Consider the following 15,692-nt stretch of genomic DNA (forward strand, 5'->3'; position numbering starts at 1 on the left):
TGATCGTTATTCTTCTACGGGCTGTCGTTTAGTGCCCTGGTATAATTCATATTCCAGCAAACGGCAATCCAGCTTTCCGTTATAAAACTCAATGCGGCGACTGGCTTTTAATCCGATTTTTTTTGCCAGGTCAGGGTTACCGGTAAAAATGTAGCCACGGTAACCCAGACATTTTTGCTTCATATAGTCGCCGACACGCTTATACGTAGCTTCCAGCTTGGTATGTACACCCAGGCGCTCACCGTACTCAGGGTTAAACATTACCACTCCCGGCTGTTCCGGAACCTCAGTGTCTGCAAAATCACAAACGTTAAAATCTATCAAATGTTCTACACCGGCGGTATTGGCATTGCGGCGGGCAATATCAACAGCGTCGGCTGATAAGTCGGTAGCAATGATCTTAAAGTCGAGCTGTTTAATGGCCTTGTCCTTCAGTTTACGGCGCTCGGTAAAAAATACCGTCTCGTCATAACCCATAATGTGCATAAAGGCATAGTTCATCCTGAAAAAGCCGGGGCTTTTATTGGTAGCCAGCAGGGCGGCCTCAATAGCCAATGTGCCTGAGCCGCACATGGGGTTGATAAAAGTGCTTTTGCCATCCCAGCCGGTAGCCATAATGGTTGACGCGGCCAGCGCCTCAAGCATTGGGGCTTTACCCGGTATTTTACGGTAGCTGTGCTTAGCGAGCGTTTCGCCCGAGGTATCGAGGAAGATCTCGGCGCGGTCATCCTGCCAGTACAAGTGGATCACGGCTTTATTTACATCGGCGCCTGAATTGGGCCTGATGCCTTTTTGCTGCTTGATACGGTCAACAATGGCATCTTTTACCTTAACGTTGGCAAACAGCGGCGTGCGTATATGCTCGTTATTTACGTTGGAAGTAACAGAGAAATATCCTGAAAAGTCGATCAGTTTCTCCCATTCAATCTTAACCAGCTCGTTATACAGTTCATCCGGATTGGCGGCTGTAAACTCTTTAAGCGAATATAAAACCTGGCTGGCGCAGCGCAGGTTAAGGTTAAGCGGAATACTGTCGTTAACAGTGCCTTTAAGCTCTATCCCGGTTTGAAAAACACGTACCGGCTTAAAGCCTAACGCCTCAACTTCACGCTGCAAATAAGGCGAAAGCCTTTTGTTGCAGGTGATAACTATCTTACTTTCGGTGTGGAAAACTTCCATAATATTTGGCGAAAATAAACAATTAAATACACCTCTATTTTAATTTGTTAGCATTAACTTTACATTTTTAAATTTGAAGCATGGATATCAAAGGTAAAGTACATGAAGTGTCGCCAACCCAACAGGTGACAGATTCACTTAAAAAACGCGAACTGATTGTTGAATATATAGAGAACCCGCAATACCCTGAATACTTAAAATTCGAGGCTATACAAGACCGTTGCAACCTGCTTGATAACGTTAAGGTAGGTGACGATGTTGAGGTTTTCTTTAACCTGCGCGGCCGCCCCTGGACTGACAAAAGCGGTAAAAAAAGCTACTTTAACTCACTGCAATTGTGGAGAATTAATGTATTGAGCGGTGCCGGTAACAGTGCTACCCCTGAGTATGCCCCACCGGTTGACCTGAGTTCAGCACCTGACGAGGACGATCTGCCATTTTAATAGTTGATGATACAAGATATTTAAAGGAGCGCTTCGGTGCTCCTTTTTTTTATACCCCTCCTAAACCCTCCCCCAAGGGAAGACTTAGAAAAATTAAAAAAGTTTGTCATTTCGACGAGGTACGAGGAGAAATTTGTCGCATGGCCCATGAACGCGTGCGGATTTCTCGCTATTGCTCGAAATGACAAAAATTTTAAGCCTGCTGGTTAGAAAAATAAAGGATTATCACTGCGATTATAGCCAAAATCATCAGCACAAACAGCGTAATCTTGATAGCGCTGTAAGGGCGCTTGCCTATAACCTCGCCGGTGCGGGCATTTACTGTGAATTGGTAAATCTTGTTGTTGTAGCTGTAGGCGCTTACCCAAACCGGCAGCATGATGTACTTTATACCGATGTTGAAATAACTGGTTGAATGGCTGTCAATACGCTGTTCATCGCCGCCAATATCATCGCGTATATCGCTCAGTATTTTGGGTTCAATAAGTTGCTTGGCGGTATCAAGCCCAACCTGCGGCGTGGTCTGAAAATTCTCTGAACGGAAACCACTCAGGTAGCGCTCGTCAAAATTGGTAAGCATACGCAGATCCCAGGGCTCAAGTTCAAGTAAGGTATCTTGCGGTAAAGATTTACTTGAAGGTACCAGCACATTACGGTAATTAAAACTAACTGTTCCGGATGCATAGCTCCAGCGTGTGCGGCGTACCTGCCGGGTTTGAGTTTGCTGCTGCCCGTTAACCGTAGTGGTGTAGGTTTCGGTAACATAATAGTGGTCACCGCGCTGGCCCTGGTATTGGGTCACGGTATCGGTATCATACGTCCAAAATGGCATGTAAACACCTTTTAATGCAGATACATTGGCGTTAACTTTCTTAGCCAGATCTGATGGGGCAAACCACAGTCTCTTAAGCCATTTATTAAAAAAGGCTACAGCCGCTTTGGTATCAATTTTAAAGGGAAGGATATAATGCGGCTTCACCATGCCCTGGTTGGTAGTTGATATCACCAGCGGCGATGCGCAAAACGGGCATTTATCGGCTGTTACGCTTTGTTCCAAAATAGTTTCGGAGCCGCAGCCGCTGCACTTTACAGCGTGTAATACGGCGGTTTGATAAAGCGCCTGCGTTTCTGTAATGTACTTTTCATAATCGAGCGATATTACAGGTTCCGCAGATACCTTTATCTCTTCCTCAGACCCGCAATGCTCGCAGCGCAGCTTGTTACTGCCCGGCAAAAATTGGGTTGAAGCGCCGCAACTTTTGCATTTAAGCAGGCTGATAACTTCGGATGTTTGTGGTGATTCGGCAGGCATTTTATCGGAGTAACAAAGTGATATTAAGCCAATGGTGGCGGTGTGTTACCAAACAGATCAGCAAGTTCATCAACTGATTCAGCCGGTGCCCAGTCGGCCATGCCTTTTTTCCAAACTTTGGTATCAGCACTCAATTGTTTTTGGCTGATGATGGTTTTTAATTGCTCCAGCGTAGCCGGCCCTTCAGATTTTCCATCAATAGCAATGTAATATTGGGTTTCAGCCTTAATTGGCGGCGGCCCGTCGTTAACCGGCGGCGCGGCATCCACATGGTTATCTTTAAAAATATTCCCTACCTGCCCCATCATGGCAGCGCCTACACCCAGGCCCATACCCGCAGCACCCAGGTTGCCGCCAATACTGTTCTCGGCAGATTTTTCGATAGCGTTAGCCGCCTGAAATTGCGCATAAGCGCCCAGATTACCGATAATACCCATCTGCGTACGTTTATCAAGCGCGCTTTCCACCTCAGGTGGCAGGGATATATTTTCAACCAATAAAGCGGTCAGGATCAATCCCATCTCGGCCAGGTCGGGCGCTATGTTATTTTTGATGATCACGCCTACCTCATCATAGTTAGCGGCGAGATCAAGCACCGGTATTTTGGAGGCAGCTACCATATCCATACCGCGTGATACGATAATGTTGCGCAACTGCTCGTTTATATTTTCTACATTAAATCCTGCGCCTGTACCCGTAATCTGCCTGAAGAATACAGCAGCATCAGCCACCCTGAAAGCATATGAGCCGAAAGCACGCAGCCTTACCGGGCCAAACTCCGCATCGCGCAGCATAACCGGGTTTTTGGTGCCCCATTTCTGGTTGGTGAACATGCGGGTGCTCACAAAATACACATCAACCTTAAACGGACTTTGAAAGCCATACTTCCAACCCTCAAGGGTAGTAAGGATAGGCATGTTTTGCGTGGTAAGCTCGTACATGCCGGGCTGAAAAACATCGGCTATTTTACCCTCGTTAACAAATATGGCCACCTGCGATTCGCGCACGGTAAGCTTGGCGCCCATCTTAATGGCGTTATCATTACGCTGGAATTTCCATATCAGGGTATCATGGGTATTGTCAACCCATTCAATAACGTCTATAAGTTCGCTTAACAATCTGCTGAAAAGTCCCATAGGTGGTTTTTTATTTAAATGTAGTGATAAGATTTAAAAACGCGTTAATTGTTACATCATCAGGCGCTTTGAACTTTCATGCTTTCAATGGCACGGTTAGCGTTATCCTCTGCCTTGCGTATTTTGTATTCGAGCCATTTGTCCTTAAATATCCGGCGCATGGTATTATCAAACCGCCGAACCAAAAATATATTATTAAAGCCGCGCAGGCGCTCAAATGGGCGCTCATTAAGCATACGCAGGCTTACTGAGTAACCCTCGGTAACGTACTTAATGTAATGCCAGTAGCCCGATGGCATGTACAAGGTTTCGCCGGGCTGCAGCTCACACTCCCAACCATTAAGGTATTGCAGCGCGGGATATTTTTTAAGGTCAGGCTCGTTTAAATTAGCAATCCCATGAAAGTTAAACGGGAGTTTATATAAAAGCGGCGACTGGTCTAACGAGAATAGCAATACCTTTTTTACACCCTTAAACTGCGTTAAAAATATGTGCGACATATCAATATCATAATGATAGCGCACGCTCGAGCCCTCGCCGCCAAAAAACATATACGGCAGCCACGATACTATTTTACCGCCAGTCGGGTCGTTATATACCAGATCCTTTTTCAGCTCGGGGTTATGTTGCAGCAGGTTGAACAGGAATAAGCGTAACTCGGCCGGGCCTGAAGCGATCATGTCCAGGTATTCTCCAAAAGTTGATTTCATAACGGGTGCGCTGGTGGCACGGTCATTAAACTCATCTTCGCGGCCGTAAAGGTTTACCTTGTAATCTCCGGCTATCGCCTTAAAGTATTCATAGTTCCACTTTTGTAATGCCGGGCTGCCTTTAACAAAGCTTTTCAGGATAACCGGCGTTTTAGCCTGTAAATAAAGTTTTTCAAAATCAGCCCTTTCAATATCATCCACACGGGCAATTGGTTTTAGCAACATGGTACCAAATTTACAAATACAGGCTAATTGGCAAAGGTTAAATTAATAGCAAAATTATATCACGTAACAAAATAATTAGGCTCTGAACTTTTTTAACCGGCGGCTGTATTTTAAGCATTCCGGCGAAAATATACATGGCTAAAAGTTATAAATCAATATACAGTGCGCTTGCTGCTAACCTGCTGATAGCAGTAACCAAATTTATTGCGGGAGGTTTTAGCGGCAGCCCTTCCATGATATCCGAAGGGGTGCACTCGCTGGTTGATACCATAAACCAGGTGCTCATTTTATACGGCATCCGCCAAAGCCATAAACCAGCCGATGCTTTACACCCTTTCGGGTACGGTAAGGAGATCTACTTTTGGTCGTTCATTGTATCGATACTTATATTCAGTCTGGGTGGAGGCATATCTGTTTACCAGGGCATTATACATATTATACATGCCGACCCACCCGGCGACCCGACCTGGAACTATGTGGTATTGGTGCTATCCATGATATTTGAAGGTAGTTCGTTGTGGATAGCTATTAAGGAGTTTAATAAAGTGCGGGGTAACGACACCTGGTGGAATGCCATTATTAAAAGTAAAGATCCATCCAGCTTTTTGGTGCTGTTTGAGGATAGCGCGGCAGTGATCGGCCTTACCATCGTATTGATTTTTATGCTGATAGGCCACGCTACCGGGCTGGAGTATATGGACGGGGTAGCATCGGTTTTGGTTGGCTTGCTGCTGATCGGTGTTTCGGCCATACTCGCCCGCGAAAGCCGCAGCTTATTGATGGGTGAGGGCATCGCTCCTGAAACAAAGGACAAATTAAAGGGATTGGTGGAGGCTGACCCGGCAGTTACCAAAGTATGCAACATCGTATCAACCTATCAATCGCCGGAAGAAGTAGTGCTGATGCTGATGGTGGTTTTTGAGCCAGATTTAGATACCGAAGGCATTACCGGTGCTATTGTTAGATTACGCAATCGCATTAAAGAAAAATATAAACTGGTTCGCTTTGTAATTATTCAGCCCAATACGATAGATTGATTTGTTAATTATCCGTTTTATTAGCCAGCTTGATCCACACATAAACTGGTATACCTGCCGCCATAAATAGGAAGCCGTAAAACACGGTCAATTCACCTGCGCCGATAATTCCCCACAAACAATAGGCGAATGCGAGAACGGCGAGCAGTACCGCACCCGCCCACCCGGTTTTTATATTTTGTTTAGCCCTGATGATGATGTACGATGCCATAGTTAGCAAATAAGGCACAAATACGGTGAATATGGATAGCAGCATTAAAAACCTGAACTGATCTACCAGTCCCTTGGTATAATTCATCGCCATAAATACCGACACCATGATGCTGTTGATCAACATACCTACATACGGCACATTGCGTTTATTCTCGCGGGCGAATATGGCCGGGAATAACTTATCTTTAGCGATAGACCTGGGGATTTGTCCTTGTATCAAAATCCAGCCATTGAGCGCGCCAAAAGCGGCTATGGCAATGCCCGCGCTCACCCAATACCTGGCCGCTTTACCAAACATGATCTCCGCGGCATCAGCATATGGTGTGGCCGATTGTGCCAGTTTTTGAATAGGGATTATACCCATAATACTAACACTACCTAATAAATATATAAGCGTTGCAATGCCTAAACCTATAACCGTAGCTTTCGAAACGGTTTTATTGGCATCCTCTACATCTGCCGCCGGAATGGCCGCGCTCTCGATACCCACAAAGGCGAACATGGCTAAAGTAACCGTAGCGTTTATAGCCGTGGGGATAGATGTACCGCTGTTATTGAACGGCGAAAAGTTATCAAACCGGATAAAGAACAAGCCGCCGATAGCGATAACTAATAGCGGCAGTATTTTTAGCACCGTAGTAGCTAACTGTAATTTACCCGATACTAAAATGCCCTGCGTATTGATCCACGTAAGCAGCCAGATAGCGGCCAGGCCTGTGAATATGGATGCCGTGGCACTGCTGCCCAATGCCGGTATAAAAGCGGTTAAGGCACTGACCAGCGATATGGCGATGGCCGCATTGGCGCATGATACGGCTATCCAGTAACACCACGCCACCAGGAAACCAGCGAAATCGCCAAAGCCGCTGCGCGTATAAGCATACGGCCCGCCGGACACCTGCGGCAGCAACTTACTGAGGTTGCTGAATACCCTTGCCAAAAAATAAGCGCCTATTGCCGCGAACACCCAACCCAGCAAGCTTATACTGCCAAATGATGCCATTGCCGATGGCATCAGGAATACACCCGCGCCTATCATGTTGCCGATGACCAGCGAGGTGCTTGTCCATAAACCTAATTTGTTTTTGCTGGATGGGTATGAAGGCATAAATGGGTGCTGGTATTTTAAAGCAAAGTAAGGATTTTTTACCTCACCCCAACCTCTCGTAGGAGTACCCCTCCTAAATCCTCCCCAAAAGGGGAGGACTTTTAAAATAGAAACTATTGCCATCTCGAACGATAGTGAGAGATCTATGCGCGTTCTGGGCAAAGCGACAGATTTCTCCTCGTACCTCGTTCGAAATTGATAAAAAGTATAATAGCAAAAAGTACAAACCGTAAATAACCAATTCTACCGGCATCAGTAATGCCCCGGAGTATTACAAGCCTTGAGAAAGCACAATCTTTCACCGGGCAGGACGTAGCCGGCAGGTTTTCTTTGGTTACTTTCTTTTGTCTGCACAAAAGAAAGTAACATTCACTAACGCTTCAATTAGGTACATCCTTATCCTCATGAGCACTGATATAGTTGCGAACAAGCATTTATCTTTAATCATTGAAATCAATACCTTTACCTCATTATGATCATCGTTATACAGTGCCGCGACCAGGTGGGGTTGGTGGCTTCTATATCGGCCCTGGTGGCCAGGCATCAATACAATATCATATCATTAGGCGAACATGTTGACGTTGCCGAAAACCTGTTTTTTATGCGCCTTGAGGTGGATGGTAATGCTGCAGATACGCAAACGCTGGAGCAGGAGCTATACGATATACTGCCAGCCGGGGCACTGGTAAAGATCAACCCTAAACCGGATAAAAAGATTGTGGTGCTGGTTACTAAGGAGTACCATTGCCTGGCTGATATACTGGTGCGAAATTATTTCGGTACACTTGGCGCCACCGTGCAGTGTGTTATCGGCAATCATGCTGTTTTGGCCGATGTTTGCCGCAGGTTTGATATCCCTTTTCACCATGTAAGCTATGAAGGGCAAACCAAGCAGCAGGCTGAGGAGCAGATCACCACGCTGGTTCAGCAAAGCAACCCGGATTATGTGGTGCTGGCTAAATTCATGCGTATTCTGTCGCCCGAATTTAACAGCCTGTTCCCAATGCGGATCATCAATATACACCACTCTTTTTTACCGGCCTTTGTAGGTGCCAGTCCGTACAAACAGGCCTTTGAGCGGGGGGTGAAGTTAATTGGGGCAACAGCACATTTTGTATCTAATGAATTGGATGAGGGACCGATCATCGCGCAGCAGATCATCCCGGTTAACCACGGATATACCGCCGCCGATATGGTAACCGCCGGCAAAGAGGTGGAAACATCGGTTTTAGCCAAAGCGTTAAAGTTGGTGTTTGACGACAGGGTGTTTGTTTATAACAATAAAACGGTGGTGATAGAGTAAATGGCCATGAGAAGATTAGTTTTTCTGTCTGTTTTTTTAATCGCGCAGCAAAGTATGGCGCAGGTAAAATCTAATAATGTTACCGCCGCTCAGTTGCCTAAGGGAATGAAATTTGAAGGCAAGTTTGTTAAAGCTATTCGCTTTACAGATGCAGGAGGAGAACACTTGGTTTTAGCGACTGAAACAGGCGAAACTCAAAGTAAAGCTAACAGCGATGGCGATTACCGTGAAGCGGCATTGCATGTGTATGAATTTAAACAAAGCAATGGTGCATGGGTTAAAGGCTGGGTGGTGAACGACTTTGTTAAAGAGTGCCCGGTTGACATTACCGCCGCGTTTATTAAAAACGCGATACGGGTAACCGACCTGGATAACAACGGCGAAGCTGAGGTTTGGCTGATGTATAAAACCGCATGCCATGGAGATGTGAGCCCATCAGACCTTAAGGTAATTATGTACGAGGCCGGAAAAAAATATGCCATGCGCGGGCAAAGCCTCGTGAAAATGCCAGGTGGTGAAGCTGAGGGCGGCAATTATGTTTTTGACGGAGCGTTTAATACCGGTGCCAAAGTTTTTAAGCAATTTGCCCAAAAACTTTGGAACAATTATAAACTTGAAGACTTTAAATAATTACAGCCCCTGTACAAACTCGCGCATAGCCGCTCCCGGGTCTTCTTGCCGCATAAAGTTTTCGCCTATTAAAAAGCCGCTGAAGCCGGCCTGCTTCAGTTCTTTAATAACTTCGGTATTGCTGATAGCGCTTTCTGAAATTTTTAGGAAATCATCGGGGATGTGCTTGGCTAACTGAAATGATGTTTCGACAGATACGGTGAAGTCGGCCAGGTTGCGGTTGTTTACACCAATGGCATCGAGATTAGGATTGATGCTGCGTTCCAGCTCTTCCAGGTTATGCACCTCGAGCAATACGCTTAGGCCGATGCTTTTGGCCAAAGTAGCAAGCGTATCGATTTCAGCAGGTGTGAGTATGGCGGCTATTAACAAAATTACATCGGCGCCTATAGCTTTTGCTTCAATTACCTGGTACTCGTCAATCATAAAATCTTTCCGCAGGATGGGGATGTTGTTGAGCGCACGGGCACGCTTTACGTCAATTTTGCGCCCCATGAAAAACAGCTTATCGGTTAATACCGATAGTGCCGAAGCACCTGCATCCGCGTAGGCGGTAGTAACCTGCTTAACGGTAACCTTATCATTAATAATTCCCTTTGACGGTGATTTACGCTTAAATTCAGCAATAATCCCTGTACGGTCAGGCGCCAGCAAAAATTCGCGGAACGAGTAGGGTTGTCGCGAAAAAAACTCCGATTCCTCTAACTTCGTGTAAGATACACGGCTTTTAGCGCGCGCTACTTCCTTACGTTTATTGGCAACAATTTTATCAAGTATGGTCATATGGCCCCTGCCCCCTAAAAGGGGGATTTTAGTATCAAATTATTAGTTGTTAATATCCGCCTCCGTAGCAGCACCCCCTTTAGGGGGCTGGGGGGCTAACCAGTTCTTCAGCATTTCTTTGCCGTATTCCGTCAGTATAGATTCCGGATGAAATTGTACCCCGCGCACATTGTATTTTTTGTGGCGCAATGCCATAACCGAGTTGTCCTTTTCGTCAACAGCCGTAACGGTAAGGGTGTCGGGCAAGTCATCACTGTTAACCACCCATGAGTGGTAGCGGCCCACGTTAAAGCTTTGCGGCAAACCGATAAACAAAGGCTCCTGCGCATCAGTAACGGTTATTGGGGTGGCAATGCCGTGCATGGGCTGTTTGAGGTTGGAGAGCGAGCCGCCGAAAACCTCGGCTATGGCTTGCTGACCAAGGCATACACCAAAGATACTTTTGGTAGGCGCATAACGCTCAATAACCTGCAATAGCAAACCCGCTTCGGACGGGATTCCCGGCCCCGGTGAAAGTATAATATGATCAAACGCGTCAACATCCTCCAGCTTAAACTGGTCGTTACGCCATACCTCGCACTGCAAACCTATCTCGTTCACCAAATGCACCAGGTTATAGGTAAACGAATCGTAATTATCTATTATCAGGATGTTCGCGCCCCCCTGCCCCCTAAAGGGGGAGTTTGTGTGGGTTGCTGTATTTTCTGTACTCATTTTGTCTTTTTTAGTTTTTACTCCCCCTTTAGGGGGCCGGGGGGCTTTCTACAGCTCCTCCGCCAGTTCAATCGCCTTGCGTAAGGCGGCTATCTTGTTATTCACCTCGTTCAGTTCACTCTCCGGTACCGAGCCGGCTACAATACCCGCACCTGCCTGGTAATGCAGTGTGTTATTCTTGCTCAGGAAAGAACGGATCATGATGGCATGGTTAAAATCGCCGTTAAAGCCTAAATAACCTATAGCGCCGCTGTAAAAACTGCGTTTTATATTCTCGTTCTCGTCGATAATCTCCATCGCGCGGTATTTTGGCGCGCCACTCAACGTACCTGCGGGGAAGGTATCGGCCACAATTTTAAATGCGGATACGCCCTCATGCAACTTGCCGCTCACGTGCGATACCAGGTGGATCAGGTGCGAATAGTATTGCACCTCTTTAAATGCCTTTACTTCCACATCCCCGCAATGGCGGCTCAGGTCGTTACGGGCCAGGTCAACCAGCATTACATGCTCGGCTGATTCCTTGGGGTCATTTTTAAGGCTTAATGCCAGTTCCGCATCCTTTATATCATCACCACTACGCTTAAAAGTTCCGGCTATCGGGTAGATGCTGGCCACACGGTTTTTAATGGTGATCTGTGCCTCCGGAGATGAACCGAAAATGCGGAAGTCGCCAAAATCAAAATAAAACAAATAAGGTGATGGGTTGATGGAGCGCAGCGCACGGTAAACATTAAATTCGTCGCCGGTAAATTCCTTGGAGAACGCCCTTGACGGAACGATTTGGAAAACATCACCACGGTAAATATGCTGCTTCATCTTCTCCACAATGGCGATGAATTGCTCATTGCTCAGATTTGATTGCTCGTCGGCCTTGCTTTGAAAACTATATTCCGGGAAGTTTTTGTTCTTGATCAGGTATTCCACCTTTTCAATACCACCATTGGTAGCGCCGCCCTCTACCTGGTTGTGAAAAATGTACAGCTCATTCTTAAAATGATCTATTGCAATGATATAGCGATAAATATTATACTGCATCTCCGGTATCTGGCGTATATCATTCTCTACCTGCTTTAGCTTAATGGTCTCGAAATGTTCCACTGCCTCGTGCGTAAAATAGCCGAACAGGCCGTTGGAGATGATCTTGCCTAAGTTGCCTTCCGTTTCAAAAACGGATAAAAAATTATTGATCTGCTCAATCAGTTCAAACTGCCCGGGTTCAAACACCTGTTTAGTATCATCCGGATACCTTAGTTTAAGCTCGCCTTTATTAAGCGTAAGCCCGCCAATAGGTTCACAGCACACATAGCTCATGCTGTTTTCACGACTATGATAGTCGGAGCTTTCAAGCAGCAGTGAGTTAGGATAAACATCGCGCAGGCGCAAGTAAATGCTCACCGGTGTGGTTGTATCGGCAAGCAATTTTTTATGAGTGGTGATAATTTTAAAATTCTTCATGCGTTAAATGCTTATAAACAAAAAAACCCGTCGAATGAGTGAATTCGCCGGGTCCTATTAGGTTTACAATTGGTTAGTAGTTGATCAATACACTATCCGGCTGCCAAAATTAAATGGTGCCACCAGTTGTTTAAAAGTGTGATTTTGATCATAATGTGTCGCAAATTTAGAAAGAAATTTGATTTGACCAAGTTTTTGTAAAATTTTTAAGAGGTCATGCCAAATAATCCTCTTTTGCTTTGAATTATAGCTACTACGATAATCAAAATCGCCAGTCCGAAAAATATCGCTATGGTTCTGTGTTTACCTTGTGGCAGGGTGATCTTTTTTGATTTGCTGTAGCCAATGGTGATCAATACTATCGCGAAAAGCATCATTACCACGTGCTCCATCGTCCAGTAGCGGGTTTCGGCGTTTTTCATGGTTTGGCTGCTAAACTGCACAAACGGACTTAAAAAGTATAATATCAATCCGATTAAAAACTGAATGTGTGCCGATATCAGTGAGAACAGGTTAAGCTTGCGGCTGCCTTCGGTATAAGCCTTGTTGCCAAACCAACCTATAAATGCGTTGATAACTGCTACTACTACCAGTAATAATACAATATACCTAAAGCCCGAGTGAAGATGTTTAATGATGCTGTAAAGTTCCATAAGGGAATAATATTTTTTGTACGAAGATAAGCAACATTAACCAAAAGGGATGATAACAAACCAATTTACCCTGCAACGGTTATAATAACCTATGGCCAAGCCGTTACTTGAATTTACCGACCGTGGAATTTACTGCGAACAGGGGCGATTTTACATTGACCCCTGGAAGCCTGTGGACGACGCGGTAATTACCCATGCCCATGCTGACCATGCCTACGTAGGGCATAAACGCTACCTGGCGCATCATCTGTCAAAAGAAGTGTTGTATTACCGCCTGGGCGAGATCAGTCTGCAAACGGTGGAGTATGGCGAAACGGTTATAAAAAATGGCGTTGAAATATGCCTTTTCCCGGCTGGGCATGTTATTGGCTCGGCGCAGATCAGGATAAGTTACAAAGGCGAGGTTTGGGTAGTATCCGGCGATTATAAAACACAGGATGACGGTATCTCCACGCCTTTTGAGCCGGTAGCTTGTCAGCATTTCATATCTGAATGCACTTTTGGTATGCCTGTTTACCAGTGGAAAGAGCAGGCGCAAATATTTAATGAAATAAATAACTGGTGGTATAATAATCAGCAGCAGGGATTGTTAACGGTGATTTCCGGCTATTCACTGGGTAAGGCGCAACGCATATTGCAAAACCTTGATTTGAATATTGGCCCTGTTTTTACCCATGGCGTTATTGAAAATACCAACGAGGCCTTACGGCTTAATGGTGTGATGCTAAATCCTACTACCCGCATCACTGCCGATACTCCAAAGGATGAGATCAGAAAAGGCATCATTTTAGCGCCTCCATCAGCTATTGGTACGCCGTGGATACGAAAGTTCGCGCCATTTAGCTTCGGGTATTGTTCGGGGTGGATGGCCTTGCGTGGGGCCAAGCGTCGCCGTGCTGCTGATAGGGGTTTTGTATTATCAGACCATGCCGACTGGGATGGCCTGATGAGTGCCATCGATGCTACCGGCTGCGAAAAGGTTTATTTAACGCATGGCTACACGGCATCATTTACCCGTTATTTAAATGAAATTGGTTTTGATGCCCGCGAAGTACATACGCTATATGGAGATGACGAAGGGGAAGAGGAAACATCACCAAACCGCCGCGAAGGGGCGGCTTTAGAGGAACAGGGAGGTAGTCAATGAAAGCCTTTGCTCAACTCTTCCTTTCGCTTGACGAAACCAACAAGACTAATGAGAAGGTGCGCATCCTGAAAGAGTATTTTAATAGCGTGCCTGATGCGGATAAAATGCACATGCTGGCACTGTTTACAGGCAGGCGGCCAAAGCGGCCCATCAATTCTACATTGGTGCGCACCTGGGCCGTAGAGGTATCAAACATACCGGCCTGGTTGTTTGAGGAAAGTTACCATGTGGTGGGCGATTTGGCTGAAACCATGTCGCTGTTAATGCCGGAGAATACTTCGGGCAGTAGTAAGAGTTTGGCAGACTGGGTGGCTGAGATCAATGAGATAGGTACTCGAAACGAAGAAGAACGTAAGTTGTGGCTTACTGAAGCCTGGGCTATGCTGGATAAACAGGAACGCTTTGTATTTAATAAAATACTTACCGGCAGTTTCAGGGTAGGGGTATCGCAAAATTTGGTGATTAAGGCGCTGGCCGAGGTAACAGGCATTGAAGCGCCAACACTAACCCACCGTATTATGGGTAGCTGGATGCCTGAAACGTATAGCTATGAGCAACTGGTGCAGGAACAGAGTACGGCTGATGATATATCGCGCCCTTACCCGTTCTTTTTAGCTTACCCCATACAGGAAACCTCCGAGAAACGAAAAGCAGCGGCCGATCTGAAAGATGCGCTTGGCGAACCGCACGAGTGGCAAGCTGAGTGGAAATGGGATGGCATCCGTGCGCAAATGATCAAACGCGATGGCAAAATTTTTATTTGGAGCCGGGGCGAGGATCTGTCGACCGAAAAATTCCCCGAGCTGCACCCGTTTTTGAACGATCTGCCTGATGGTACCGTGCTCGATGGGGAGATACTCAGTTTTAGCAACGGCCTGCCTATGCCTTTCAATGTGCTGCAAACCCGCATCGGGCGTAAAAATCTGAGTAAAAAAATATTACAGGAGAGCCCGGTGGCCGTAATTGCGTACGATTGCCTGGAATACGAGGGTGAAGATATCCGCACAAAAACACAGGCGGAGCGGCGGATTATCCTGGAAAAGCTACAGGCGGCTACGCAATACCCGGAAATTTTCAGCATATCCGAATTGATAAAATTTGATAGCTGGAAAGCACTGGAAAAAATTAGGGAGCAATCCCGCGCGATGATTGCCGAGGGTATTATGCTCAAACGTAAAAAGGCTACTTACCAGGTTGGCCGCCGCCGCGGCGACTGGTGGAAGTGGAAGATCGATCCGCTATCTATCGACGCGGTGATGATCTACGCCCAAAAAGGCCATGGTCGCCGTGCCGACTTATATACCGACTATACCTTTGCCGTGTGGGACGGCGACAAACTAGTGCCATTCGCCAAAGCCTACTCCGGCCTTACCGACCAGGAAATAAACAAGGTGGATTATTTTGTAAAGCGTAACACGCTCGAAAAATTCGGGCCGGTACGTACCGTAAAGCCCGAGCTGGTGTTTGAGATCGGTTTTGAGGGCATCAATAAATCAACCCGTCATAAATCGGGCATCGCGCTGCGCTTTCCACGGATATTGCGCTGGCGGCATGATAAAAAGAAAGAGGAGGCCGATACGCTCGAAACGTTAAAGGCACTCCTCGATCCTGTCTCTCCATCCCCCGAAGAGGAAGCGTAAA

At 46.2% G+C, this 15,692-nt stretch carries 15 protein-coding genes; 6 read left to right on the top strand and 9 right to left on the bottom strand.

Going from position 1 to position 15,692, the window contains the following annotated elements; all coding sequences use genetic code 11:
* Positions 1–6 precede the first annotated feature (6 nt).
* Positions 7–1,179 carry a THUMP domain-containing class I SAM-dependent RNA methyltransferase gene (locus tag ABD960_RS20420; protein ID WP_345334268.1) on the bottom strand — a complete coding sequence of 391 codons (1,173 nt, stop codon included), beginning with the start codon at positions 1,177–1,179 and terminating at the stop codon, positions 7–9.
* A gap of 80 nt (positions 1,180–1,259) precedes the next feature.
* Between ABD960_RS20420 and ABD960_RS20425 the strand changes: the two genes are divergently transcribed.
* Positions 1,260–1,622, top strand: a complete 363-nt coding sequence (locus ABD960_RS20425; RefSeq protein ID WP_232177649.1) for a DUF3127 domain-containing protein — start codon at positions 1,260–1,262, stop codon at positions 1,620–1,622.
* A gap of 193 nt (positions 1,623–1,815) precedes the next feature.
* Here the strand turns inward: ABD960_RS20425 and ABD960_RS20430 are convergent, their stop codons facing one another.
* The 3 genes from ABD960_RS20430 to ABD960_RS20440 are packed head-to-tail and all read right to left on the bottom strand — an operon-like array spanning position 1,816 to position 5,005.
* A complete protein-coding gene (locus ABD960_RS20430; protein WP_345334270.1) occupies positions 1,816–2,934 on the bottom strand; it encodes a TFIIB-type zinc ribbon-containing protein in 1,119 nt (372 codons plus the stop codon).
* A gap of 23 nt (positions 2,935–2,957) precedes the next feature.
* Complete coding sequence (locus ABD960_RS20435; RefSeq protein WP_345334272.1) at positions 2,958–4,070, bottom strand: SPFH domain-containing protein; 1,113 nt, start codon at positions 4,068–4,070, stop codon at positions 2,958–2,960.
* A gap of 59 nt (positions 4,071–4,129) precedes the next feature.
* Positions 4,130–5,005 (bottom strand): cupin-like domain-containing protein, encoded by an 876-nt coding sequence (locus ABD960_RS20440; protein WP_345334274.1) that lies wholly within the window; start codon positions 5,003–5,005, stop codon positions 4,130–4,132.
* A 134-nt stretch (positions 5,006–5,139) separates the two neighbouring features.
* Here ABD960_RS20440 and ABD960_RS20445 point away from each other — a divergent pair, with 134 nt between their 5' ends.
* On the top strand, positions 5,140–6,042 hold the full coding sequence (locus tag ABD960_RS20445) for a cation diffusion facilitator family transporter (protein WP_345334276.1): 903 nt from the start codon (positions 5,140–5,142) through the stop codon (positions 6,040–6,042).
* A 4-nt stretch (positions 6,043–6,046) separates the two neighbouring features.
* Here ABD960_RS20445 and ABD960_RS20450 read toward each other — a convergent pair whose 3' ends face one another.
* On the bottom strand, positions 6,047–7,363 hold the full coding sequence (locus tag ABD960_RS20450; RefSeq protein ID WP_345334278.1) for an amino acid permease: 1,317 nt from the start codon (positions 7,361–7,363) through the stop codon (positions 6,047–6,049).
* Between the two features lie 472 nt (positions 7,364–7,835).
* On the opposite strand from ABD960_RS20450, the gene purU reads away from it, so the two are divergent.
* Positions 7,836–8,666, top strand: a complete 831-nt coding sequence (gene purU, locus ABD960_RS20455) for a formyltetrahydrofolate deformylase (RefSeq protein WP_345334280.1) — start codon at positions 7,836–7,838, stop codon at positions 8,664–8,666.
* Between the two features lie 6 nt (positions 8,667–8,672).
* Positions 8,673–9,296: a M949_RS01915 family surface polysaccharide biosynthesis protein gene (locus ABD960_RS20460; RefSeq protein ID WP_345334282.1), complete on the top strand. Its 624-nt coding sequence runs from the start codon at positions 8,673–8,675 to the stop codon at positions 9,294–9,296.
* Here ABD960_RS20460 and trpC read toward each other — a convergent pair whose 3' ends face one another.
* The 4 genes from trpC to ABD960_RS20480 form a co-directional block, all read right to left on the bottom strand.
* On the bottom strand, positions 9,297–10,079 hold the full coding sequence (trpC, locus tag ABD960_RS20465) for an indole-3-glycerol phosphate synthase TrpC (RefSeq protein WP_345334284.1): 783 nt from the start codon (positions 10,077–10,079) through the stop codon (positions 9,297–9,299).
* Positions 10,080–10,121: 42 nt separating this feature from the next.
* Entirely contained in the window at positions 10,122–10,793 is a 672-nt protein-coding gene (locus tag ABD960_RS20470) for an anthranilate synthase component II (RefSeq protein WP_345334286.1), read from the bottom strand.
* Between the two features lie 48 nt (positions 10,794–10,841).
* Positions 10,842–12,251, bottom strand: a complete 1,410-nt coding sequence (locus ABD960_RS20475) for an anthranilate synthase component I family protein (RefSeq protein ID WP_345334288.1) — start codon at positions 12,249–12,251, stop codon at positions 10,842–10,844.
* A gap of 206 nt (positions 12,252–12,457) precedes the next feature.
* The gene (locus ABD960_RS20480; RefSeq protein WP_345334290.1) at positions 12,458–12,904 is read right to left on the bottom strand and encodes a cytochrome B; all 447 of its coding nucleotides are present in this window, start codon (positions 12,902–12,904) and stop codon (positions 12,458–12,460) included.
* 91 nt (positions 12,905–12,995) lie between these two features.
* On the opposite strand from ABD960_RS20480, the gene ABD960_RS20485 reads away from it, so the two are divergent.
* Both ABD960_RS20485 and ABD960_RS20490 read left to right on the top strand, forming a co-directional pair.
* Positions 12,996–14,051 (top strand): ligase-associated DNA damage response exonuclease, encoded by a 1,056-nt coding sequence (locus tag ABD960_RS20485; protein WP_345334292.1) that lies wholly within the window; start codon positions 12,996–12,998, stop codon positions 14,049–14,051.
* Positions 14,048–15,691, top strand: coding sequence for an ATP-dependent DNA ligase (locus tag ABD960_RS20490; protein ID WP_345334294.1), 1,644 nt, complete (start codon positions 14,048–14,050; stop codon positions 15,689–15,691). The genes ABD960_RS20485 and ABD960_RS20490 overlap by 4 nt, the downstream gene beginning before the upstream one ends.
* The last annotated feature ends 1 nt before the right edge of the window (position 15,692 follow it).

Origin of the sequence: Mucilaginibacter defluvii, from assembly GCF_039543225.1 — a bacterium.
In the GTDB taxonomy this organism is placed as follows: domain Bacteria; phylum Bacteroidota; class Bacteroidia; order Sphingobacteriales; family Sphingobacteriaceae; genus Mucilaginibacter; species Mucilaginibacter defluvii.